Source organism: Pseudomonas sp. DR 5-09 (genome assembly GCF_001655595.1).
Lineage (GTDB): Bacteria > Pseudomonadota > Gammaproteobacteria > Pseudomonadales > Pseudomonadaceae > Aquipseudomonas > Aquipseudomonas pharyngis.
In genome coordinates, this window is sequence record NZ_CP011566.1 from 1,886,426 (window position 1) to 1,908,007 (window position 21,582).

A 21,582-nucleotide genomic window follows, 5' to 3' on the forward strand; every position below is an offset into this window, starting at 1 on the left:
CCGCTACGCTCTGTACGATAACTGCTGTTCAGCGTTCGTTCAGACCCCAGGGCCGGTCGCATAATGCAAAAAGCCCGGCGCTACAGCTTCGGGCTCAGTCCAGACTCACTATGGAGGCACTGTGAAGGCATTGCAAGGCGTTGAAGGTCAAGTGGCATGGGTTGATGAACCAAGTCCTACATGCGATGTAGGACAAGTTCGCATCCGGGTGGCGGCAGCGGGCCTCAATCGCGCGGATTTATTACAGAAAGCAGGACTTTATCCACCCCCTCCGGGTGCCAGCCAGGTGCTGGGTCTTGAGTGTTCCGGGGTGATCAGCGAGGTCGGTGCAGGATCGTCCTGGCAGGTCGGTGACCGGGTCTGCGCCTTGCTGGCCGGGGGCGGGATGGCCGAAGAAGTGGTCATCGACGGACGGCATGTGCTGCCGGTTCCGGAAGGCGTATCGCTGATTGAAGCCGCGGCGTTGCCCGAGGTGTACGCGACCGTCTGGCTGAATGTGTTTCAAATTGCGGCGCTCAAACCGGGTGAGAAAGTTCTTCTGCACGCTGGAGCCAGTGGTATCGGCTCAGCCGCGATTCAACTGTGCAAGGCTTTCGGCAATCCGTGCTGGGTCAGCGTCGGCTCGGCTGAGCGGCTGGTCTATTGCGAGTCGTTGGGTGCCCAGGGCGGGGTGGTTCGCACCGACGACCTGGAAAGCCTGCGGGATTTCGGGCCGTTCGATGTGATCCTGGATCCGGTGGGCGGCAACTATTCGGCGTTGAACCTCAAGCTGATGGCGCAGGACGGACGCTGGGTGCTGATCGGTCTGATGGGCGGCCGCGAGGCAAAACTGGATCTGGCCCAGGTGCTGGCCAAGCGCGTGCACCTGCTGGGTTCGACCCTGCGCAGCCGTGACGATCAGTTCAAGGCGGATCTGTTCAGCGATCTGAGCCAGCACGTGTGGCCGCTGTTTTCCGAAGGACGCCTGAAGCCGCAACTGGCCAAGGCGTTCCCGATCAAGGATGCCGAGGCTGCGTTTGCGGAGCTTGCGAGCAACACCGTAGCAGGGAAGCTGGTGCTGGTGATCGACGAAAGCCTGAGCTGATCATCGATGCTTGTGGGAGCAGGTCTGCTCCCACAAGCCAATCGCCTATTTCCAGAGGTGGATCGGCCAGCCGGACTTCTCGGCCTCTGCAAGCAATACCGGATCCGGATTGACCACATGCGGGTAATCCACTTTCAACAGCAGCGGCAGATCATTGCGTGAGTCGGAATAGAAACTCGCGCCCTCAAGGTTTTCCTCTTCGGCGTCCAGCCATTCCAGCAAACGGGTGATCTTGCCTTCGCGATAGGTCAGGGTGCCCACGGTGTGGCCGCTGTAGACGCCGTGCGCCACTTCCAGCTCGATTGCCAGGACCTCGTCGATGCCCAGCCGCTCGGCGATGGGTTTGACCAGGTGCGTGCCCGAGGCCGAGATCACCAGGATCCGGTCGCCGGCCTTGCGGTGAGCGGCGATGGTCTTGGTGGCGTCGCTGAAGATGATCGGCTCGATGAAGTCTTCAACCCACGGCCCGACCAGATGCTCGACTTCCTCCGGGGTACGCCCGATCATCGGTTCGAGGCTGAAGTCCATATAGTCTTCCATGCGCAACTTGCCATGGCTGTAGGCGTCCATCAGCTCGTTGTTCCGGCGCATGAACGACTCGGGATCGACCCAGCCCAGGCGCCCCATCTGCTCGCTCCAGAGGGTGGCGCAGTCGCCGTGGATCAGGGTGTCGTCCAGATCAAAAATTGCCAGGGCCATCAGTTCAGTTCCCTCTTGGGTGTCAGCAAAGTCATCAGGCTACCTTACACAGGGCGGTGGGATCGATGGAAAGTGACAGGCGCTGACCGTCGGGATGCAGATCCGCCGCCGAGCGGTTGAGCACATCCACCACCAGTTCCACGCCCCGAGCTTCGACGCGATAGCGAATCACGTTGCCCAGCAGGCTGTGGCTGCGAATCTGTGCATCGGGTTCACCACTGAGGCTCAGTTCGATGGCCTCCGGGCGAATCGCGATGCGGTGGTTGATCGGCCGTTGCAACAGCTTTGACGCGCTCTCGGCATCCAGCAGGTTGTAGTTGCCGATGAACCCGGCGGCGAACACGTCGACCGGCGCGGTGTAGAGGGTTTCGGCATCGCCGCTTTGTACGATCTTTCCCTGATTCATCAGGAAAATCCGGTCAGACATGGTCAGGGCTTCTTCCTGATCGTGTGTGACGAAAATCGTGGTCAGGCCGAGTTCGCGCTGGATCTGACGGATCTGTTCGCGCAGGTGTTTGCGAATCCGCGCATCGAGGGCCGATAGCGGTTCATCCAGCAGCAACAGACGCGGACGGGTCACCAGTGAGCGGGCGAGGGCGACACGCTGGCATTGACCGCCGGACAACTGATGCGGATAGCGACTGGCGAAATCGTTGAGTTCAACCAGTTTCAACACCTCGGCAACTCGCTTGTGGCTGTCGTCGGTGTTGACCTTTTGCATGCGCAAGCCGAAGGCGACGTTTTGTTCGACGGTCATGTTTGGGAACAGCGCGTAGCTCTGGAACACCATGCCGATCCCGCGTTTCTGCGGGGTGAGCGGCACGATGTCGACGCCATCGAGCAGAATCTGGCCGCCATCCACCGGCGTCAGCCCGGCGATGCAACGCAGCAGGGTGGATTTGCCGCAGCCGGACGGGCCGAGCAGGGTGACAAATTCGCCCTTCTGGATTTCGCAGTTGATGTCGCTGAACACCGTGGTGCCCGCGTAGTTTTTTTGCAGGTGTTGGACGCTGACATAGCTCATTCGCTTTTGTCCTTGTTCAAGATGTTGGCGACCCAGGTCAGGACCAGCACGAAAAAGAAGTAGGAGATCACCAGCGCACTGGTGAAGTGGCCGCTGCTGTTGCGCATGTTGTTCAGATAAACCTGCAGGGTTTCGTAGCGAGTGCCGACCAGGATGTTGGCGAACACGAACTCACCGAACAGGAACGAGAACGACAGCAGCAACGCGACCATCAGGCCTTTGCGCAGGTTCGGCAGCACCACCAGGAAGGCTGCCTGAAAGGTGCTGGCCCCGAGTAGTTGGGCAGCGTCCATCAGGTCGCGCAGGTTGATCGCTTGCAGGTTGTTGGTGATCGCCCGGTACATGAACGGCAGCGCCACGGTGAAGTAGCAACCGATCAGGATCCACGGCGTGCCGACCATCGCAAACGGCCCGGAACCGTAGAGCTGCAACAGCCCCACCGACGACACCACCGGCGGCACTGCGAAGGGCAGCAGGATCAGGATGTTCATCAGTGCATCGAGTTTCGGGAAGTGGTAATGCACCACGAACAGCAGCGGCAGGATCAGCACCACCGACAGGAACAGCGCGCCGACGCACACCAGCAACGACTGGCCGAAGGCGTGCAGAAAACGCGGATCGCTCCACAACTGGATGTACCACTTGAAGGTGAAACCGCTGGGCAGGATGGTGGCCGACCAACTGCTGGCGATCGAATAGATCAGCGTGCCCACCAGCGGCAGCAGCAGGATGGCGAACAACAGATAGACCACGACGCGGTGGTAGACGCCGGCCGGTCCGGATTCAGCGCGAGACATGGTAGCTCCTCTTCAGCAGCAGTTGATGCACGACGGTCACCAGTGTCATCAGCGCCACCAGCACCACGGCCAGGGCACTGGCCAGGTTCGGATCGAGGGAAATGTCGCCGGAGACCATCGCCGCAATCCGGATCGGCAATACGTTGAAGTTGCCGGTGGTCAGCGCGTAGACCGTGGCGTAGGCGCCGAGGGCGTTGGCCAACAGAATCACGAAGGTGCCGAGCAGGGCCGGGGTCAGTACCGGCAGGCCGATGTGGCGCCAGAACTGCCAGCTGTCGGCGCCGAGCAGTGCGGCGGATTCGCGCCAGTCTTCACGCAGTGCGTCGAATGCCGGGTACAACAGCAAGACGCCGAGGGGAATCTGGAAGTAGGTGTAGAGGATGATCAGCCCGGTTTTCGAATACAGGTTGAAGTCCTCGATGATCCCGGCCTGCTTCAACATGATGGTGATGCTGCCGTTGAAGCCGAGCAGGATGATGAACGCGAAGGCCAGGGGCACGCCGGCAAAGTTGCTGGTCATGTTGGCGAAGGCGTTGACGAAGTTGCGCAGTTTCGAGTCGACCCGGCGCAGAGAATACGCACCCAGCACCGCGATGATGATCCCGAACACACTCGACCAGAAACTGATTTCGAGGCTGTACCGGATCGCCTGCAAATAGAATTTCGAATTGAAGATCTTGCTGAAGTTGGCGAAGCCCCAGCCGAACTCTTCCGATTGCAGGCTGTTGATCATCACCCAGATCAGCGGGGCGATTTCGAACACGATAAAGAACAGCGCGAAAGGCACCAGGCACAGGGCGGCCAGCCATTTGCCGCGAGTCATTGAGTTCACTTGAGCAACTCCCGGCACACAGGTTTGTCGTGGGGCACGCCGAGCAGTTCGCACACGGTGCCGCAGATGTCGGTCTGCTTCGGTGCAGCGTCACTGTTCAGGCTGAAGGCGTCGCCGAGCACGAACAGCGGCACCTGACGTTCTTCCGGCAGCAGGCCGTTGTGGGAGCGGTCGTTGTTCATGCCATGGTCGGCGGTCACCAGCACCTGGCAGCCGGCGTCGAGCCAGCCTTGCAGGTAATCGGCGAGGATGATGTCGGCGCTGCGTGCGCTGTTGCGGTATTGCGGGGTGTCGAGGCCGTGCTTGTGGCCGGCGTCGTCGATGTTCATCGGGTGGATCAGCAGAAAGTCCGGTGCATGGCGCAGGCGCAGGTTTTCCGCGTCGGCGAACAGGTGCGAATCCGGGTAGTGATCGTTCCAGTAGAAGTGGCCGTGCTGGATCGGTAGCGTCGGGTCATCGGTATGCCGATCCCGTGCCGCCACGAACGGCGAGCGGTTGTAGAGCTCGCTGACCCAGTGGTACGCCGCGGCAGCGGTTTTCAGGCCGGCATCGCGGGCGTAGTGATAGATGCTGCGCTGGTTGGACAGGCGCGAGACGTTGTTGTGGACGATGCCGCTGTCGATCGGCGGCACACCGGTGAGGATGCATTCGTAAAGTGGTCGGGACAAGGCCGGCAGCTCGCACTCCAACTGGTAGAGCGCCGCGCGTCCTGCGCCAACGTAAGCCTGCAGATGCCCCATGGCGTGACGCGCGACCTCGTAGTTGAGGCCGTCGAGCACGACAAGGATGACGGTGTGCTTCATAGGGGCAAAAACTCCGCGAAACAGAAAATTTCAGGTTCAACCCGGATCCCCCTGTGGGAGCGGGCTTGCTCGCGAAAGCGGAGTGTCAGTCGATAATTTTTTGACTGATCCACCGCATTCGCGAGCAAGCCCGCTCCCACATTTGGATCTTCAACAGATCACAAAAGGGTGATCAGCCGCTTTATTTCATCTCGACGATGACTTCTTCGTTCCACTTCTGCGGCAGGGCCTTGGAGGTTTTTTCCCAGGCATCGGCGTCCTTGATCGGCGTGACCTTTTTGTACTGCTCGTTCGGCAGCAGCTTGGCCTTCACGTCTTCCGGCAGTTGCAGGTGCTCGGCGCGGATCGGGCGAGCGTTGCCGCGGGCGAGGTTGGTCTGGCCGGCGTCGCTGAAGATGTATTCGCGGGTCAGCTTGGCGGCGTTCGGGTTTTTCGCGTATTTGTTGATGATGGTGGTGTAGCCGGAAATCACCGAACCGTCGGACGGGATCAGTACCACGTAGTCATCCGGGTTGGCCATCTTGGCCTTGTAGCTCAAGCCGTTGAAGTCCCAGACCACGCCGACTTCGATCTCGCCTTTTTCCATGGTGGCGATGGTCGGGTTGGCCATCGACAGGCGCCCCTGCTTGGCGATGTCCGCGAACAGCAGCAGGGCAGGCTGGATGTTTTTCTCGTCGCCGCCGTTGGCCAGCGCTGCGGCGAGTACGCCGTTGGCAGCTTGTGCGGCGGTGCTCACGTCACCGATGGAAACCTTGTATTTGCCGCCCTTGAGGTCAGCCCATTTGGTCGGTACTTCGGAACCGTGCAGCAGCTTCTTGTTGACGATGAAGGCGATGGTGCCGGTGTAGGCCAGCGCCCAGTTGCCGTCCTTGTCCTTGGCCCAGTCCGGCACTTGGTCCCAGGTACTCGGCTTGTACGGTTGCACCACGCCCTGCTTGACCGCGATCGGGCCGAAAGCCGCGCCGACATCGCCGATGTCGGCGGTGGCGTTGTCTTTTTCAGCGGCGAACTTGGCGATTTCCTGGGCCGAGCTCATGTCGGTGTCGATGTGTTTCAGGCCGTATTTCTTGGCCAGGTCTTCCCAGGTGCCTTTCCAGTTGGCCCAGTCATCGGGCATGCCGACACTGTTGACGGCGCCTTCCGCTTTCGCAGCGGCTTCGAGGGTTTTCAGATCGTCAGCCGCCATGGCGGCGGTGCACATGGCAATGGTCGAGCCTAACAGTGATGCCAGGAAAAACTGTTTCATTCCAAAGCTCCTTGGTCGTGTTCAACGCTGCAATTGCGGTTTGTGTTGGTCTAGGTCAGCAATACCTGAGCCAATTTAAGGGGGCTCGATGACACTTTGATGTCGGCGATGGCTCGCCCAGCCTTTTCTATCTCCTGTATCAGCGAGTGCCCGGTAAGCGTAGACCACCCGCCAAGTCCCGGTGGGCAAGGGACTTGGCCGATGTATTGCAAGTTGTCAGGGCGACCGTTCGGTAGTTTTGTCATCTCTCGGTCATCTGCACTGCCTAGGCTTGCAACACGACCGGACGGCACGATTGCTGTGCGGTTTTGCCCCGAAACAGTGCTGGTCTAGTCCAGATAGGTAACGTTGATGCGCGATGAGGCAACAAAAGCGGTGACAGCGATTGGCCAGATCCTTCAGGAGCAGCTCGACCATGGGTTGCTGGCGGCGGGGAGCAAGTTGCCGGCCGAGCGCAAGCTCAGTGAGCTGTTCGGCACGACGCGAATTACGGTACGCGAAGCCTTGTTGCAGCTGGAGGCGCAAGGGCAGATTTATCGCGAGGAGCGGCGTGGCTGGTTCGTGTCGCCACCGCGTCTGGCTTACAACCTGATGCAGCGCAGTCACTTTCACGCGATGGTCAGTGCGCAGGGGCGGGTGCCGTCGACCGAGGTGATTTCGGCGCGGTTGCAGCCGGCTTCAGCGGCGGTCTGTGCGTGGTTGCAGTTGCCGGCGTTGTCGAGCGTGATTCAGATCTGCCGGTCGCGGCGGATCGATGGGCGGCTGGTGTTGTATGTGGAGCATTATCTGAATCCGCAGTTTTTTCCGGGGATTCTGGAGTTTGATCTGAATCAGTCGATTACCGAGCTGTATGCGCGGCATTACGATTTGCACTATGGGCGGGTGCGGTTCGAGATTGTGCCTACGTCGTTGTCGGTGGATGCGGCGGCGGCTTTACGGGTGTCGGTGGGGAGTCCGGGGTTGAGGATTGCTCGGGTTAATTATGATCAGTTTGGGCGGTTGATTGATTGTGATCTGGAGTTTTGGCGGCATGATGCGATTCACGTTGGGGTTGATGTTGTTTGACCTTGGCGGCCGCTGGGCCGACCAGGTTTTGGGTTGACTGTGTACATATCCGTTTCTTCGGGTGCTGCCGCTGACGGTTTCGCTTTTACAGCGACTCCCTTTGGCAAACGCCCCAAAGGAAGCAAAGGTCTTTGCCCCAATGTTCGGCGCCTCGCTGTGGCTCGGTGTCCCTTCGCTCCGGGATTCATCCGGGGGCATCGCCTACGGTTTGCTTCGCTGCACCTCCTCTCGATGCATGCGGCTGCGCCGCACGGTCGCTGCGCTCCCACCCCCGGATGAATCCCTCCACTCAGCCTCCCAACGGGGCCAAAAGATCAAAAGCTTTACTCGAGCTAACGCTCATCGTGGTGAGTGGTGAGTGGTGGGAGTTGGCTTGCCAGCGATGGCGGCCTGAAGTCGGTCAGATTCTCCGGATCTATTCTTGAGTTTGGCCACCACCGCCTGCGGTGATCACTTGCACATTCATCCTTGGCGTCGCCAAGTCCAGTCCGGCCTCATCCAGATGCCGTTTCAGCGACAGGTTGAATGCCCGTGAAACTTCCCATTGTTTGATCGGTGCGGTCTTGAACCTTGCCCGCAATATCGCGTTGCCGGATTCAAAGCTTTCCACGCCCTGAAACTCCAGCGGCGACCAGATGTTGCGGCGTTGCAGTGGGTCTGTGCGCATTTTCTGGCCGACGTCGCGCATCAGTTTGATCGCTTCGTCGATGCTCATGTTGAACGGCACGGCCACGCGGAAGATCGCGTAGCCGAATTCGCGGGAGTAGTTTTTGATGCTTTTGATTTCGCTGAACGGGATGGTGTGGACGATGCCGTCGATGTCCCGCAGGCGTACGGTGCGGATGGTCAGGCCTTCGACGGTGCCGAGGTGGCCGCCGACGTCGACGTAGTCGTCGATGGCCAGGGAGTCTTCGATGATGATGAACAGGCCAGTGATCAGGTCGGCCACCAGTGACTGGGCGCCGAAGCCGATCGCCAGACCGATCACGCCGGCACCGGCCAGCAACGGCGTGACGTTCATGCCCATGTTCGCCAGGGCAACGATCAGGGCGATGATGAAGATCGCCACGAACAGCACGTTGCGGATCAGCGGCATCATGGTTTGTGCACGGGCGTTGGCCAGGCCTTTGCGGGAGCGGGTGAGGGCGTGGTGCACGGCGGTGTCGCTGAGGATCCAGATCAGCCAGGCGAAGATCAGCGTGCCGATCAGGCTGAACAGTTTGACGCTGACGTCGTGGCCTTCGCCTTCGGTGAAGCCGATCAGCGACATGCCCCAGACCCGCAGGCCCAGTTCGATGAAGGCCAGCCACACCAGCAAATGGGCGAGGGTGTAGAAGAAGCTTTTCAGGCGCTCGGAATACAGCGCGTGGCGCTTCGGCCCACGTTGAGGCTTGAGGGCATGGCGGCGGACGAGGCCGTTGATCACCATGCACAACACCAGCAGCACGGTGCAGATCAGCGACTGGCGCAGGGCGGTGCTGGTGTCGCCGGCGGAGACGAAGGTGGCGAACAGCGAAATGCCCACCAGCACCAGCGCCGGGACGTACCAGAAGGTGCCGAGGATTTCGATGGTGTCGCTGAGGGCGCGGCGGGTCAGGCGGCGGGACAGTGGCTGGTTGCGGATCAGGTGGGCGATCGGCCGGCGGAAACGCAGGATGAACAGACCGGTCGACAGTGCCGCGAGGACGTTGGCGACGGTGGCGGCGGTGTGGGCCAGGTGCACGCCGAGGCCGGCTATCAGTCGCGGATCGCTCAGGGCTTCCCCGAACGCGGCGAAGCTGCCGATCAGCCACAACGGGCGGAAGGCCTGGTGGCGCAGGATGTACAGCGCCCGGTGGCGGTGCGGGCCGTCGAGTACGGAAAAGGCAATCACGCAGATGGCCGAGAAGCAGGTGCCGACCACCAGCGCATAAGCCAGCACCATCGCCAGGCTTTTGCCCAGCGACGATGGCAGCGCGTAACTCATGTACACGGTGATGACCAGGGCGATCATCCACGGCCCGAGCTTGCGCAGGGCGAAGCGCAGCATGTCGAGGGCTCGGGGATGTTGCGGCAGTTCTTCGGTCAGACCGAAGCGCATGCGTACCCGATGACCAAGCCAGATCAGCGCGGCGGCGAGCAGGCTCCAGACCGCGAGGATCACGGCGAAGGCGAAGATGATCGGCAGCCATTCGCTGGCCGGCAGCATCAGGCCTTTGAGCTCGTCCTTGGCCATGTCGAATTCGGCGGACCAGCGATTGAGCGGGCTGTCGGCACCGGAGAACTGTTTTTCGAAAGTGGCGAGGGTGCCGCCGATCAGTCCCAGCACCCCTTCTTCCGGGGTGGCCTGGGCTTTTTTCGTGGCGTCGCGCAGTTTTTTCAGGTCAGTCAGCAACTGGGCGCGTTGCTTGTCGTTTTCCAGCGACTTGATGACTTCGTCCAGAGACTGGCCGAGCGGTTCCTGAGCTTCGGGCTGAGCCTTGCCGGCGCCCGTGAGCAATCCCGGCAGACTGGCGGCGTCGGCAGGCGCCGGCGACACCAGGGTCATCAGGCAAACGAGAAGGAGGCAGGGCAGGGCAAAAAGACGAGCAAACACTAGGCGGTCAACCTCGCAAGGGGCGGATCGGGCGAGTGTACGAGCCCGCCAGATTCAATGCGAGCCGGGCGCGGATTTATTCGTTGAGTTTGGCGAGGATCTTGTAGACCACGGTGGCCAGGATCATCAGCATGCCGATCCACATGGCGAACACACCGGCGTTCTTGTCACGGAAGTTGAAACCGATGGCCAGCAGAATCATTCCGCCAAGGATGGGAATAAGCATGGAGTGAAACGCAGACATCGAGATCATGGCGACAGCCTTGTCGAAGGTGATTATTCAAGTCTAGGTGGGTTTTCGATGGACGGTGCTGATGTGTATCAGAAATGAGCCGGTTCTAAAGGCCGGGGATCGCAGCTCGACGCTGCGATCCCGGCTGTTTCCTATGGCAACTCGCGACTGGCGTAGAACGCGCTCAGTACTTTGACCAGGTGAGCCAGGTCGTGGCTGCCGCACAGTTCGCGGATCGAGTGCATGGCGAACGTTGGCAGGCCGATGTCGACGGTGCGCACGCCGAGGTGGCTGGCGGTGATCGGGCCGATGGTCGAGCCGCAGCCCATGTCGCTGCGCACCACGAAGCTTTGCACCGGCACTTCTTCGGCCATGCACAGATGGCGGAAGAAGCCGGCGGTTTCGCTGTTGGTGGCGTAGCGCTGGTTGCTGTTGACCTTGATCACCGGGCCGGCGTTGAGTTTCGGGCCGTGGTTGGCGTCGTGCTTGTCGGCGTAGTTCGGGTGTACGCCGTGGGCGTTGTCGGCCGAGACCAGCAGGGATTTCTGGATGGTGCGTACGAACTCTTCACCTTCCGGCAGCAGGCGGCGCAGGGTCTGTTCCAGCATCGGGCCGTCGGCGCCGCAGGCCGAGCAGGAGCCGACTTCTTCGTGGTCGTTGCACACCAGCACGCAGGTTTCTTCGGTGTCGGCGGTCAGCAAGGCTTGCAGGCCGGCGTAGCACGACAGCAGGTTGTCGAGGCGCGCACCGGCGATGAAGTCGCCATGCAGGCCGATGACCGCAGCACTCTGGGTGTCGTAGAAACTCAGTTCGTAATCCAGCACCACGTCGGCATTCAGGCCGTGCTCGCGGGCCAGTTGATCGGTCAGCACCGCGCGGAAGTCCACACGCTCGTCACCGGCGAACTGCGCGAGAATCGGCGGCAGCTCGGTCTGGGCGTTGATGGCCCAGCCCTGATTGGCTTCACGGTTGAGGTGAATGGCCAGGTTGGGAATGATCGCGATCGGGGCCTTGAAGTCGATCAGATGGCTTTCAACCTTGCCGTCGCGGCGGAAGGTGACGCGGCCGGCCAGCGACAGGTCGCGGTCGAACCATGGCGCCAGCAGCGCGCCGCCGTAGACTTCGACGCCGAGCTGCCAGAAGCCCTGGCGCTGCAATTCAGGTTGTGGCTTGACCCGCAGGCACGGGCTGTCGGTGTGGGCGCCGACCAGACGGATGCCGTCGTGCAGCGGCGAATTGCGGCCCATCTTGATCGCGACAATCGAGGAATCGTTACGGGTGACGTAGTAACGACCATTGGCTTCGGTGTGCCAGGTTTCGCGCTCGTCGAGGCGCACATAACCGGCGGCCTCCAGGCGTTGAACAAGGCTGGCGGTGGCGTGGAACGGGGTAGGGGAGGCCTTGAGGAGGTCGATCAGGCCTTGGTTCAACTCTTCGCGCATAAGAAGCTCCAGACAGCAATGGGCGGGAGTTTAACGCATCGGCCTGATGCTTGGGACATGACATGTGCCGCTTGCGTCAACGAGCGGCGGCCACGCGTTTTTTCAGGTAGTTCATGATCACTTTTTCGTCTTCAGGCTTGTCCGGACGGGGTAGCTGTTTTGGCCAGCGACTCTGTTCCAGAAGCTTTTTCTGACGGCTCTCGTCCCAGCGCAGAATCTCCCGCGAGGCGCATTCCCACCACTCATGACGACAGGCGCTGTAGTACGGGTGATCCGGCGCGGCGCTGCCATACAACAGATCCCGACCCACCTTGCGCATGGCGCCGCTCTGGTTGCGCAGTTTCCACTTGATCTTCAGGCGCTGCCAGGCGGACGGAAAGGGTTTGACCCGGGGCACGTCAGTGCACAGGTCCACCAGTCGCTGGCTGAATTTTTCGCCGTGCTGAGCGAAGAAGAATGCCTGCATCGCATGGAAGAAGCGTTTTTCCGCAAAGTAGTGGTAGACGTGTTTGCGCGCTTCCACCACCGACCGTTCACGCATCGCGTAGGACAGGGCGATCTGCTCGATGGTGTGAATCTCGAATCCGTCGGCCGTCCATTCATCGATCAGGCGGATCGATTCCTCGAACAGCGCCGAATCGCGGTCGGTGACACCACACAGGCCGCTGTTGTAGAGCTTGAAACCGTTCTGCGGGCAAACGCCATGGGCTCTGAGGTCGCGAGCGAGCTTCAGGTAATCCGGTCGCTCGAAGACGTCTTTCCAGTCGTATTCGAAGCGATCCATCACCGGCTGATTCGCCTCGATATATTGGAACAGGCTGCTCGGGTGGCTGGTGAACAGGGTGTCGGTGTCGACGAACAGGGTTTTCTCGGCCAGTTGCAGGCCGGCGGCGATCGCGCAGGCCTTGCGCCGATGGTGATAGCCGTTCTGCCCTTGCCAGCGGGCCAGGGTCGCTTCGTCGAGCAGCACGGTGTCGACCGGCCAGCCTTCGTAATCCTGCGGCCGGTCAGTGAGGATTCTGATCGCCGGGCGCTTGCCGTTTTTGGCCTGGGACAGGGCGGTCAGGATGCTGAACTTGGCTTCGCGCCGGTAGACATCCTGATTGCCGTAAATCAGGTAGAGCAGTTGATGACGGGTCTTCTTGACGGGTGTTGCCAGGGAATCAGTACAACTCATCCGGAACAAAATCCTATAAATCGGGCAGCTGTCGGTCCGACAGTGCTTAAAACGGTGCCGGGCATTCGAAACGCAAGCGTTCGCCGGACTGAGGATGGGTGAAGCTGAGCATGCTCGCGTGCAGGCACAGACGCGGCCAGGCGGCCAGGGCTTGTTCGTGGGCGTAAAGGCCATCACCGAGCAACGGATGACCGATGGACAACATGTGCACCCGCAACTGGTGCGAACGGCCGGTGATCGGTGTCAGTTCGACGCGGCACCAGTCGCCGCAGCGTTCCAGCACACGCCAGAAGGTCAGGGCGTGCTTGCCGTGTTCGTGATCGACCACGTGGCGCGGTTTGGTCGGCGGGTCGTAGCGCAACGGCAGATCGATGCTGCCGCTGTCCAGTTCCGGCTGACCCCAGCAGAGCGCAGTGTAGGCTTTCTCTGTTTCACGATCGTGAAACTGGCGCGACAGTTCGCGGTGGGTGTCGGCGTCGCGGGCCAGCAGAATGATCCCCGAGGTTTCCCAGTCCAGGCGATGGACGATGCGTGCTTCCGGGTAGCCGTTTTCCTGCAGACGGGTGATCAGGCAGTCCTTGTTGTCATCGGCCCGGCCGGGGACGGAGAGCAACAGGGTCGGTTTGTTCACCACCAGAACGGCGGCGTCCTGATGAATGATTTGGACGTTGGACAACGGCATTAAAACAGCCTCGTAACAAATGCCAACGGCGGCTCAGGGCCCCTCCGGTGTCGGAAGGGCCCTGAGCCGCCGTCGTTCCTGCCGGATCGACTCAGCGGTCTGGCAGGGTGATGTTGAGTTCCAGAATCGAGCAGCTGCCCTGGCTCTCCAGTGCCACGTGCACGTCGTCGTTGCCGATGTTGACGTACTTGCGGATCACTTCCACCAGTTCCTTCTGCAAGGAGGGCAGGTAGTCCGGGGTGCTGCGCTGGCCGCGTTCATGCGCCACGATGATCTGTAGACGCTCTTTCGCGACCGAGGCGGTACTTGGCTTTTTGTTGGCACGAAAGAAGTCAAAAAGGTTCATTACCTACCTCCAAACAGACGCTCGAAGAATCCCTTCTTCTCGACATTCAGGAACCGGTGTTCTTTTTCCTTGCCCAGCAGGCGATCAACGGTGTCGCTGTAGGCCTGGCCGGCGTCGCTTTGATCATCGAGGATCACAGGTACGCCCTGGTTGGAGGCCTTGAGCACGGCCTGGGATTCCGGGATGACGCCCAGCAGGCGTACGGCGAGGATTTCCTTGACGTCTTCGACGCCGAGCATTTCGCCTTTTTCGACGCGCTCCGGGTGGTAGCGGGTGATCAGCAGGTGTTCCTGGATCGGCTCTTCGCCGCGTTCGGCGCGACGGGACTTGCTGGCCAGCAGGCCGAGCATGCGGTCCGAGTCACGTACCGAGGACACTTCCGGGTTGGTCACGACGATCGCTTCGTCAGCGAAGTACATGGCCAGGTGCGCGCCTTTCTCGATACCCGCCGGGGAGTCGCAGACGACGAAGTCGAATTGTTCCTTGAGCTCCATCAGGACTTTTTCCACGCCTTCGACGGTCAGCGCGTCTTTGTCGCGGGTCTGGCTGGCGGCCAGTACATAGAGGTTTTCCAGGCGCTTGTCTTTGATCAGGGCCTGTTGCAGGTTGGCTTCGCCGTTGACGACGTTGACGAAGTCATACACCACGCGGCGTTCGCAACCCATGATCAGGTCGAGGTTACGCAAGCCCACGTCGAAGTCGACGATCACTGTTTTGTGGCCGCGCAGAGCGAGGCCGGTACCGATAGCGGCGCTGGTGGTGGTCTTACCCACACCACCCTTGCCGGATGTAACCACGAGAATCTTGGCCAAGGTGTTTCACCCCTAAGGAAGAAGGACTGTTCAGCCCCTGAAAAACATCTCTAGAAAACTACTGCAGTCGGACAGCCTTGGCTGGAATTCGGCTTTTGGCCTTTTTCCTACTTCGTTTGAGCCGTTTTCGCTACGTTTTAGAGATGCTTGGAAAATGCGGCAGTATCCGTTAAAGCCGAATGATGTTCAACACGTCGCCCGACAGGCTGACCTGTACGCCCGAACCCCACATCGGATCGCGACGCAGGTCCTCGGAAACCTTGTAATGGCCTGCGATGGAGATCAGTTCAGCGCTCAATTGCTGACAGAAAATCCGCGCCTTGGTGTCGCCCTTGACCCCGGCCAGCGCACGACCGCGCATCGGGCCGTATACATGGATGTTGCCATCGGCGAGAAGTTCCGCCCCCGGGCTGACCGAGGAAACCACCACCAGATCGCCACCTTGCGCATATATCTGTTGGCCACCACGTACTGGCGTGGTGATGACGCGGGTCGGTTTGACGGCCGGCTCCGACGGCTTTTCCGGCTTCTTCGGGGCGACGGGTTCGGCTGCTTCCAGCGGTCGTTCGCGGGCTCCGGATGGCGGCAGCACCGGAATGTCGATGGCGATGGCGGCAGCGATGTCTTCGATGCGGCTGGCGCGGATCGCCAGGGTGCGCAGGCCGTGCTGACGGCACACGCGCATCAGGCCCGGCAGGTCGACGGCGCCTTCGCTTGGCGGCAGTTTGTCCAGCGCCAGAACCAGCGGCGCGTTGCTGAAGAAATTCGGTGCCTGGGCGACTTTGGCGGCCAATTGCCGATCGAGGCTGTCCAGGTCATTGCGGGACAGCTCCAGCACTGTAATGGCGAGCATGCTGCCCTTCAGCTGGAACACGGGATCTTGGTCTTTCGGTTCGGTTTGGCTCATGTGGGCATACAACGGCTTGTCACTAAAAGTGCCGAGACTTATAACGAGAACGCCCGCAGGCCGCAAGCCGGGTCGAACGATGTAGAATGCGCGGCCACTGTATTTACGGAAGCTTTAATGGATCGCCCGCGTTTTCGAAAAGCATTTCTTGCCCCACGCTTCTGGCCGCTCTGGTGCGGCCTCGGGCTGTTGTGGCTGACCGTGCAACTGCCGTATCCGGCGTTGCTGGCCATCGGTCGTTTTCTTGGTGCCCTGATGTATCGCTTCGCCGGCGACCGGCGGCGCATTGCCAAGCGCAATCTGGAACTGTGTTTCCCGGAAAAATCCGCCGCCGAGCGCAAGCGACTGCTCAAGGAAAACTTCGCCTCCACCGGCATCGCCTTCTTTGAAATGGCGATGAGCTGGTGGTGGTCGCGTCAGCGCCTGGCGAAACTAGCCCACGTCGAAGGTCTTGAGCATTTGCAGAAGGCCCAGCGCGAAGGCAAGGGCGTGATTCTGATGGCGGTGCATTTCACCACCCTGGAAATCGGCGCGGCGCTGCTCGGCCAGCAACACACCATCGACGGCATGTACCGCGAACACAAGAACCCGCTGTTCGACTTCGTCCAGCGTCAGGGCCGCGAGCGGCACAATCTTGATTCGCTGGCGGTGGAACGTGACGACGTGCGCGGCATGCTCAAACTGCTGCGCGCGGGTCGGGCGATCTGGTACGCGCCGGATCAGGACTACGGCGCCAAGCAGAGCATCTTCGTGCCGCTGTTTGGCATTCAGGCCGCGACCGTCACCGCCACCAGCAAGTTCGCCCGGTTGGGCAAGGCACTGGTGGTGCCGTTCACCCAGGAACGTCTGGCGGACGGCAGCGGTTATCGTCTGGTGATCCATCCGCCGCTGGAAGGTTTCCCGGGCGAGACCGAAGAAGAAGATTGCATCCGCATCAATCAGTGGGTCGAAGGCGTGTTGCGTGAGTGCCCCGAGCAATACCTGTGGGCACACCGGCGTTTCAAGAGCCGGCCACCGGGCGAGCCGAAGCTGTACGCCAAACGCGGTTGATTCGACCCATCCCCACAAGCACCACGGAGCGTTGCGATGAGCCCAGCTGAACCGGTCACAGGTTTGATTCTTTCCGGCGGCGGGGCTCGGGCGGCGTATCAGGTGGGGGTGCTGGCGGCGATTGCCGAATTGTTGCCGCTGGGGGCGGACAATCCGTTTCCGGTGATTGTCGGCACGTCGGCCGGGGCGATCAACGCGGTCAGCCTGGCCAGTGGCGCTACGGATTTTCGCGCCGCCATCGAACGCCTGACCCTGTTCTGGCAAGGCTTTCGCAGCCATCGGGTGTTGCGCAGCGACTGGCCGGGAGTGATCCGCCAGGCCAGTCGTTTCGTCAGCCACAGCCTGTTGGGCATGGGCCGGCAACTGCCGGTGGCGCTGCTCGACAGCTCGCCGCTGCGTCATCTTCTCAACGAAAAACTGCACCTGCCCGGCATCGCCGAGTCCATCGCGCGCAAGCAATTGCATGCGGTGGCGGTGACGGCGTTCGGCTATGAGTCGGGGCAGGCGGTGACCTTCTATCAGGGTGGCGGCACCATCGATTCCTGGCTGCGTCATCGGCGCATCGGTGTGCCGACGCAGTTGTCGGTGGAACACTTGCTGGCCAGTTCGGCGATCCCGCTGTTGTTCGCGCCGGTGAAGATCGGCGATGAATATTTCGGTGATGGCGCGGTGCGGCAATCGGCACCGATCAGCCCGGCGCTGCACCTGGGCGCGAGCCGGGTGCTGGTGGTGGGTGTCAGCGGCAACCCGCGCGGTTTCGATCCGGCGCAACCGCTGGAGCGCGCCTATACCGGGCAGCAGCCGACGCTGGCGCAGATCGGCGGGCACATGCTCAACAGCACCTTCATTGATAGCCTGGAAAGCGATATCGAGCTGCTTCAGCGTCTGAACCAGTTCAGTCATCTGATGCCCGAAGGCACGCCGACCCGCGCTCTGGGTGTGGCGCCGGTGGAAGTGTTGGTGATTTCACCAAGTCAGCCGATCGATGAAATCGCGGCGCGGCATCGTCAGGAATTGCCGGCGGCGTTGCGGCTGTTCTTGCGTGGGCCGGGAGCGACCAAAACGAGCGGGGCAGGGGTGTTGAGTTACTTGCTGTTCGAGGCGGGGTATTGCAGCGAATTGATCGACCTGGGGCGGCGCGATGCCCTGGCCAAGCGCGATGAGCTGTGCCGGTTTCTCGGGATAACCGCGGCGTTGGCTCCCGCTTGAGATTTGTGGTGCCGCCATTCGCGAGCAAGCCCGCTCCCACACTGGCTTTGTGAACAACACAAAACCAGTGTGGGAGCGGGCTTGCTCGCGAAGGCGTCCTTTCAGACGCCACTGACACCAGGATCAGAAGTGGAACTTCACCAGGAAGCTCGTGGTGCTCTGATCGGTCTTGAAGTACTGGCTGTCCTTGATCCCGTACTTGTCCGACCAGTAGTCGTACTCGACACCCACATACAGCTGCTTCTCGCCAATGCTCAGCGCCTTGCCCAGGTCGTATTTGACCTGTGGGTTGAAGTGCAGGTTGGCGTGGTAATCGCCTTTGGAGTTGGAGTCGTTGTCGACCACCCAGTCCATGAAGCCGTCGATCAGGATGTTCGAGTCGCCGACCGGAATCGTGTAGGACCAGACCGGGGTGATCTGCCAGACGTTGTCACCGGCGCGGGAGCCTTCGGTGTGGCGCTGGTAGAAGTTCAGCTGGAAGTAGTCGAAGCCCGGGATCGCCAGGTCAAAGCCTGGACCGATCAGGTACGACTCGGTATCGCCTTCACCGAATTCGTAGGTCATGGCCAGCAGTACGTCGGTGACCGGACCGAAAGCCAGTTTCTGATCGAAGATCTTGCCGAACGACAGACGCGGGCTGATTTCGCCGTAGTAAGTGTTCGAGCCGACACCGCCGTCATCCTTGCCGTTGTAGAAGATCTTGTCGACGAACACGAAGTTGTCGCCGTACTTCCAGGCATCGGCGTGTTCGAAGGTGACGGTCTGCTGAATGCGCGGGTTGACCTGGAAGTCCTTGCCATAGAGGTAGGTCAGGCTGTTGTTCTGCCATTGCAGCAGGCCGTCGGCCATGGCCTGACCCCCTGCCAGCAGCGATCCCGCAAGCATCAGGCTGGTGCACATACGTTTCATTCGGTTGCTCCCAAAGTAGGTGTTCCACGTTTATTTTTTTGAGTCGGCGCTCTGGTGTGGCGCCTTTTTTTGTTGCAGCAAAAAATCATCCATCCGGTCAGCTTTCATGCTGTTAGCAAGAGCTGAGCCAAGGCTTTTCGAAAAGCAAAAAAACGCCCGTCGGCTGCTGAAAAACAGTCGATTGAGCGTGTTTTCGGGATGCCTCGGTACTGACCGAAGCCTGGATAAGTTGGCTTTTCGGTCAGAAATTAAATTCGGGCTTTTTTTTAGACCGAATTCAGGAGGCCGCGGAGAATACTGACTCAACGGCCAGGCCTCAAGTGCCCCGCAACAGAGCACCGACGACAGGTACGGGGCACGGTTGCGGGTCATCTTAGAAGTGCACCTTGACCAGCAGGCTGGCGGTGTTCTGGTTGGTGTCGAAACTGTGGGTGTTTTCGACCCCGTATTTGTTTTTCCAGTAGCTGTATTCGGTGCCGACGTACACCTGCTTTTCACCCCAGCCGAGGGCTTTGCCCAGGTCGTATTTGATCTGCGGGTTGATGTGCAGGTTGGCGTGATAGGTGCCGCGCGAGTTCTGATCGTTGTCGACCACCCAGTCCAGATAGCCGTCGATCAACAGGTCGGAATTGCCCACGGGAATGCTGTAGGACCAGCCGGGAGTGATCTGCCAGACGCCGTCGCCGGGGCGCGGGCCTTCGGTCTGGCGGCGGTAGAAGTTCAGGGTGAAATAGTTGAAGCCCGGTACCTTGAGGTCGAAGCCGGGGCCGATCAGGTAGGCCTCGCTGTCGCCTTCGCCGTACTCGTAGGTCATGGCCAGCAGTACGTCCTTGATCGGGCCGAATTCCAGCTTTTTGTCGAAGATCTTGCCGAACGACAGGCGCGGGCTGAATTCGCCATAGAACGCGTGGGGGCCTTTGTTGCGGTCTTCCTGGCCGTTGTAGAAGATCTTGTCGACGAACAGGAAGTTGTCGCCGTACTTCCACTTGTCGGCGTGCTCGAACGTCACCGTCTGCTGGATCGACGGGTTGATCGCGAAGTTCTTGCCGTACAGGTAGCTCAGGCTGTTGGTCTGCCATAGCAGTAAATCGCCGGCCATGGCTTGCGAGGCGGCCAGCAGGCCGCCACCCAACAACACGTTGGTTTGAGTCCGGATCATCTGTTGCTCCCTCTTGTTTTTATTTTTAAGGCGCAGAGCTGCTCTTCCCCTTGTGGGAGCGAGCCTGCTCGCGAAGGCGTTCTTTCAGTCAACTGATGTGTTGAATGTCATGTCGCAATCGCGAGCAGGCTCGCTCCCACAAGGGCACATCGGTGTCGCTGTTAATGTTGGTGTGCGTGACAGTCGTTGATCGCGGCGCGTTCGGCGCCACCGAGGATGTTGAACAACAGGTTCAGCGTCAGCGCGCTGAGGGTGGCCATGGCGATCCCGCTGTGGGTGATCGGGCTCATCCACAACGGCAGGTGGGCGAAGAATTCCGGACGCACCACCGGGATCAGGCCCATGCCGATGCTCACGGCTACCAGCAATTGGTTGCGCCGGTCGCCGATGTCGGCCTCTTGCAGAATCTTGATGCCGGTGGCCGCGACCATGCCGAACATCGCAATCGCCGCGCCGCCGAGCACCGCCGGTGGAATCGATGCCACCAGGAACGCCGCTTTCGGCAGCAGGCTCAGGACGATCAGCAGACCGCCGGCGACGATGGTCACCGAGCGGCAGCGCACGCCGGTCATCTGCACCAGGCCGATGTTCTGCGCGAAGGAGGAGTGGGTGAAGGTGTTGAAGAATCCGGCGAAGAACGACGCGCCGGCATCACACAGCAGGCCGCGACGCAGCATGCGCGGGCAGACTTCCTGGCCGGTGATCTTGCCCAGCGCCAGAAACATCCCGGTGGACTCGACGAAGATGATCACCACCACCAGACACATCGACAGGATCGGTGCCAGTTCGAATTTCGGCATGCCGAAATGCAGCGGGGTGACGAACTGAACCCACGGCGCGTTGGCCATGCCGCTCAGGTCGACCATGCCGATGGCGCCGCAGAGCACGTAGCCCAGGCACATGCCGATCAGCACGGAAATATTGACCCAGAAACCGCGCATGAAGCGGTGGATCAACAGAATGGTGGCCAGCACCAGTGCGGCGATGGCCAGGTAAATCGGTGAACCGAATTGCGCAGCGGCGGCGCCGCCACCGGCCCAGTTCACGGCCACGGGAAACAGCGACAGACCGATCGAGGTGATGACCGTGCCAGTCACCAGAGGAGGGAAGAAGCGCACGACTCTGGACATGAACGGCGCGATGAGCATGCCGAAAAAACCGGCGGCGATGGTCGCGCCGAAAATCCCCTGCAGACCGATGCCCGGCATGCCGGCCATGGCGACCATGCTGCCGACGGCGGCGAAACTGGCGCCCATCATCACCGGCATGCGAATGCCCATCGGGCCGATGCCCAAGGACTGCACGATGGTGGCAATGCCGGCGACCAGCAGGTCGGCGTTGATCAGGAAGGCGATTTCTTCACGACTCAGACCAGCGGCCTGTCCGATGATCAGCGGTACCGCGATGGCGCCGCCGTACATCAGCAGAACATGTTGCAGACCGACCAGGATCAGTTGCAAAAGGGGCAAACGCTGAATGGCGGGTGCGTCGGGGATGCGCGCTTTGGACAGCTCGGACATGCAACACCTCGG

22 protein-coding genes are annotated in these 21,582 nt (G+C 60.8%); 4 read left to right on the forward strand and 18 right to left on the reverse strand.

The features are described 5' to 3' along the window. The first annotated feature begins 121 nt into the window (after positions 1-121). Complete coding sequence (locus PDR5_RS08550; RefSeq protein ID WP_064594565.1) at positions 122-1,084, forward strand: zinc-binding dehydrogenase; 963 nt, start codon at positions 122-124, stop codon at positions 1,082-1,084. 45 nt (positions 1,085-1,129) lie between these two features. Here the strand turns inward: PDR5_RS08550 and PDR5_RS08555 are convergent, their stop codons facing one another. The 6 genes from PDR5_RS08555 to PDR5_RS08580 all read right to left on the reverse strand — a co-directional run bounded on the left by PDR5_RS08555 (position 1,130) and on the right by PDR5_RS08580 (position 6,485). After that, positions 1,130-1,783, reverse strand: a complete 654-nt coding sequence (locus PDR5_RS08555; RefSeq protein ID WP_064594567.1) for an HAD family hydrolase — start codon at positions 1,781-1,783, stop codon at positions 1,130-1,132. Between the two features lie 34 nt (positions 1,784-1,817). Continuing rightward, positions 1,818-2,807 (reverse strand): ABC transporter ATP-binding protein, encoded by a 990-nt coding sequence (locus PDR5_RS08560; protein ID WP_064594568.1) that lies wholly within the window; start codon positions 2,805-2,807, stop codon positions 1,818-1,820. Then, entirely contained in the window at positions 2,804-3,604 is an 801-nt protein-coding gene (locus PDR5_RS08565) for an ABC transporter permease (protein ID WP_064594570.1), read from the reverse strand. Before PDR5_RS08565 ends, PDR5_RS08560 begins: the two co-directional genes overlap by 4 nt. Next, positions 3,591-4,427: an ABC transporter permease gene (locus tag PDR5_RS08570; RefSeq protein ID WP_172829520.1), complete on the reverse strand. Its 837-nt coding sequence runs from the start codon at positions 4,425-4,427 to the stop codon at positions 3,591-3,593. Before PDR5_RS08570 ends, PDR5_RS08565 begins: the two co-directional genes overlap by 14 nt. A 5-nt stretch (positions 4,428-4,432) precedes the next feature. Further along, positions 4,433-5,239 (reverse strand): alkaline phosphatase family protein, encoded by an 807-nt coding sequence (locus tag PDR5_RS08575; protein ID WP_007960205.1) that lies wholly within the window; start codon positions 5,237-5,239, stop codon positions 4,433-4,435. 181 nt (positions 5,240-5,420) lie between these two features. Then, positions 5,421-6,485, reverse strand: coding sequence for an ABC transporter substrate-binding protein (locus tag PDR5_RS08580; protein WP_064594574.1), 1,065 nt, complete (start codon positions 6,483-6,485; stop codon positions 5,421-5,423). 351 nt (positions 6,486-6,836) lie between these two features. On the opposite strand from PDR5_RS08580, the gene PDR5_RS08585 reads away from it, so the two are divergent. Then, complete coding sequence (locus PDR5_RS08585) at positions 6,837-7,550, forward strand: UTRA domain-containing protein (RefSeq protein ID WP_011333178.1); 714 nt, start codon at positions 6,837-6,839, stop codon at positions 7,548-7,550. 415 nt (positions 7,551-7,965) lie between these two features. On the opposite strand, the gene PDR5_RS08590 is transcribed toward PDR5_RS08585, so the two are convergent. From PDR5_RS08590 to minC, 8 genes are all read right to left on the reverse strand, one after another. Continuing rightward, positions 7,966-10,125: a mechanosensitive ion channel family protein gene (locus tag PDR5_RS08590; protein ID WP_064594577.1), complete on the reverse strand. Its 2,160-nt coding sequence runs from the start codon at positions 10,123-10,125 to the stop codon at positions 7,966-7,968. Positions 10,126-10,201: 76 nt separating this feature from the next. Continuing rightward, complete coding sequence (locus PDR5_RS29825) at positions 10,202-10,378, reverse strand: hypothetical protein (RefSeq protein WP_165369545.1); 177 nt, start codon at positions 10,376-10,378, stop codon at positions 10,202-10,204. Between the two features lie 131 nt (positions 10,379-10,509). Continuing rightward, positions 10,510-11,799 (reverse strand): M18 family aminopeptidase, encoded by a 1,290-nt coding sequence (locus PDR5_RS08595; protein ID WP_064594580.1) that lies wholly within the window; start codon positions 11,797-11,799, stop codon positions 10,510-10,512. A gap of 76 nt (positions 11,800-11,875) precedes the next feature. Further along, the gene (locus tag PDR5_RS08600; RefSeq protein WP_064594582.1) at positions 11,876-12,976 is read right to left on the reverse strand and encodes a hypothetical protein; all 1,101 of its coding nucleotides are present in this window, start codon (positions 12,974-12,976) and stop codon (positions 11,876-11,878) included. A gap of 46 nt (positions 12,977-13,022) precedes the next feature. After that, positions 13,023-13,658 carry an RluA family pseudouridine synthase gene (locus PDR5_RS08605; RefSeq protein WP_039769876.1) on the reverse strand — a complete coding sequence of 212 codons (636 nt, stop codon included), beginning with the start codon at positions 13,656-13,658 and terminating at the stop codon, positions 13,023-13,025. A 91-nt stretch (positions 13,659-13,749) separates the two neighbouring features. Then, on the reverse strand, positions 13,750-14,004 hold the full coding sequence (minE, locus tag PDR5_RS08610) for a cell division topological specificity factor MinE (RefSeq protein WP_007960071.1): 255 nt from the start codon (positions 14,002-14,004) through the stop codon (positions 13,750-13,752). After that, entirely contained in the window at positions 14,004-14,816 is an 813-nt protein-coding gene (minD, locus tag PDR5_RS08615) for a septum site-determining protein MinD (RefSeq protein WP_039769880.1), read from the reverse strand. Before minD ends, minE begins: the two co-directional genes overlap by 1 nt. 169 nt (positions 14,817-14,985) lie before the next feature. Beyond that, complete coding sequence (gene minC / locus PDR5_RS08620) at positions 14,986-15,723, reverse strand: septum site-determining protein MinC (RefSeq protein WP_039769884.1); 738 nt, start codon at positions 15,721-15,723, stop codon at positions 14,986-14,988. A 117-nt stretch (positions 15,724-15,840) separates the two neighbouring features. Here minC and PDR5_RS08625 point away from each other — a divergent pair, with 117 nt between their 5' ends. After that, complete coding sequence (locus PDR5_RS08625; protein WP_064594584.1) at positions 15,841-16,773, forward strand: lipid A biosynthesis lauroyl acyltransferase; 933 nt, start codon at positions 15,841-15,843, stop codon at positions 16,771-16,773. A 36-nt stretch (positions 16,774-16,809) separates the two neighbouring features. Further along, the gene (locus PDR5_RS08630) at positions 16,810-17,982 is read left to right on the forward strand and encodes a patatin-like phospholipase family protein (protein ID WP_064594586.1); all 1,173 of its coding nucleotides are present in this window, start codon (positions 16,810-16,812) and stop codon (positions 17,980-17,982) included. 123 nt (positions 17,983-18,105) lie between these two features. Here the strand turns inward: PDR5_RS08630 and PDR5_RS08635 are convergent, their stop codons facing one another. The 4 genes from PDR5_RS08635 to PDR5_RS08645 all read right to left on the reverse strand — a co-directional run bounded on the left by PDR5_RS08635 (position 18,106) and on the right by PDR5_RS08645 (position 21,570). Next, on the reverse strand, positions 18,106-18,891 hold the full coding sequence (locus PDR5_RS08635; RefSeq protein WP_064594588.1) for an outer membrane protein OmpK: 786 nt from the start codon (positions 18,889-18,891) through the stop codon (positions 18,106-18,108). A gap of 30 nt (positions 18,892-18,921) precedes the next feature. Continuing rightward, on the reverse strand, positions 18,922-19,263 hold the full coding sequence (locus tag PDR5_RS29635; RefSeq protein ID WP_156669312.1) for a hypothetical protein: 342 nt from the start codon (positions 19,261-19,263) through the stop codon (positions 18,922-18,924). A 1-nt stretch (position 19,264) separates the two neighbouring features. Continuing rightward, positions 19,265-20,050 (reverse strand): outer membrane protein OmpK, encoded by a 786-nt coding sequence (locus PDR5_RS08640; protein ID WP_064594590.1) that lies wholly within the window; start codon positions 20,048-20,050, stop codon positions 19,265-19,267. A 161-nt stretch (positions 20,051-20,211) separates the two neighbouring features. After that, the gene (locus PDR5_RS08645; protein ID WP_064594592.1) at positions 20,212-21,570 is read right to left on the reverse strand and encodes a nucleobase:cation symporter-2 family protein; all 1,359 of its coding nucleotides are present in this window, start codon (positions 21,568-21,570) and stop codon (positions 20,212-20,214) included. Between the last annotated feature and the right edge of the window lie 12 nt (positions 21,571-21,582).

Coding starts and splice junctions, on each gene's coding strand:
- PDR5_RS08555 (WP_064594567.1), bottom strand. CDS start 1,783: ATGGCCCTGGCAATTTTTGATCTGGACGACACCCTGATCCACGGCGAC.
- PDR5_RS08560 (WP_064594568.1), bottom strand. CDS start 2,807: ATGAGCTATGTCAGCGTCCAACACCTGCAAAAAAACTACGCGGGCACC.
- PDR5_RS08565 (WP_064594570.1), bottom strand. CDS start 3,604: ATGTCTCGCGCTGAATCCGGACCGGCCGGCGTCTACCACCGCGTCGTG.
- PDR5_RS08570 (WP_172829520.1), bottom strand. CDS start 4,427: ATGACTCGCGGCAAATGGCTGGCCGCCCTGTGCCTGGTGCCTTTCGCG.
- PDR5_RS08575 (WP_007960205.1), bottom strand. CDS start 5,239: ATGAAGCACACCGTCATCCTTGTCGTGCTCGACGGCCTCAACTACGAG.
- PDR5_RS08580 (WP_064594574.1), bottom strand. CDS start 6,485: ATGAAACAGTTTTTCCTGGCATCACTGTTAGGCTCGACCATTGCCATG.
- PDR5_RS08585 (WP_011333178.1), top strand. CDS start 6,837: ATGCGCGATGAGGCAACAAAAGCGGTGACAGCGATTGGCCAGATCCTT.
- PDR5_RS29825 (WP_165369545.1), bottom strand. CDS start 10,378: ATGATCTCGATGTCTGCGTTTCACTCCATGCTTATTCCCATCCTTGGC.
- PDR5_RS08595 (WP_064594580.1), bottom strand. CDS start 11,799: ATGCGCGAAGAGTTGAACCAAGGCCTGATCGACCTCCTCAAGGCCTCC.
- PDR5_RS08600 (WP_064594582.1), bottom strand. CDS start 12,976: ATGAGTTGTACTGATTCCCTGGCAACACCCGTCAAGAAGACCCGTCAT.
- PDR5_RS08605 (WP_039769876.1), bottom strand. CDS start 13,658: ATGCCGTTGTCCAACGTCCAAATCATTCATCAGGACGCCGCCGTTCTG.
- minE (WP_007960071.1), bottom strand. CDS start 14,004: ATGAACCTTTTTGACTTCTTTCGTGCCAACAAAAAGCCAAGTACCGCC.
- minC (WP_039769884.1), bottom strand. CDS start 15,723: ATGAGCCAAACCGAACCGAAAGACCAAGATCCCGTGTTCCAGCTGAAG.
- PDR5_RS08625 (WP_064594584.1), top strand. CDS start 15,841: ATGGATCGCCCGCGTTTTCGAAAAGCATTTCTTGCCCCACGCTTCTGG.
- PDR5_RS08630 (WP_064594586.1), top strand. CDS start 16,810: ATGAGCCCAGCTGAACCGGTCACAGGTTTGATTCTTTCCGGCGGCGGG.
- PDR5_RS08635 (WP_064594588.1), bottom strand. CDS start 18,891: ATGAAACGTATGTGCACCAGCCTGATGCTTGCGGGATCGCTGCTGGCA.
- PDR5_RS29635 (WP_156669312.1), bottom strand. CDS start 19,263: ATGACCCGCAACCGTGCCCCGTACCTGTCGTCGGTGCTCTGTTGCGGG.
- PDR5_RS08640 (WP_064594590.1), bottom strand. CDS start 20,050: ATGATCCGGACTCAAACCAACGTGTTGTTGGGTGGCGGCCTGCTGGCC.
- PDR5_RS08645 (WP_064594592.1), bottom strand. CDS start 21,570: ATGTCCGAGCTGTCCAAAGCGCGCATCCCCGACGCACCCGCCATTCAG.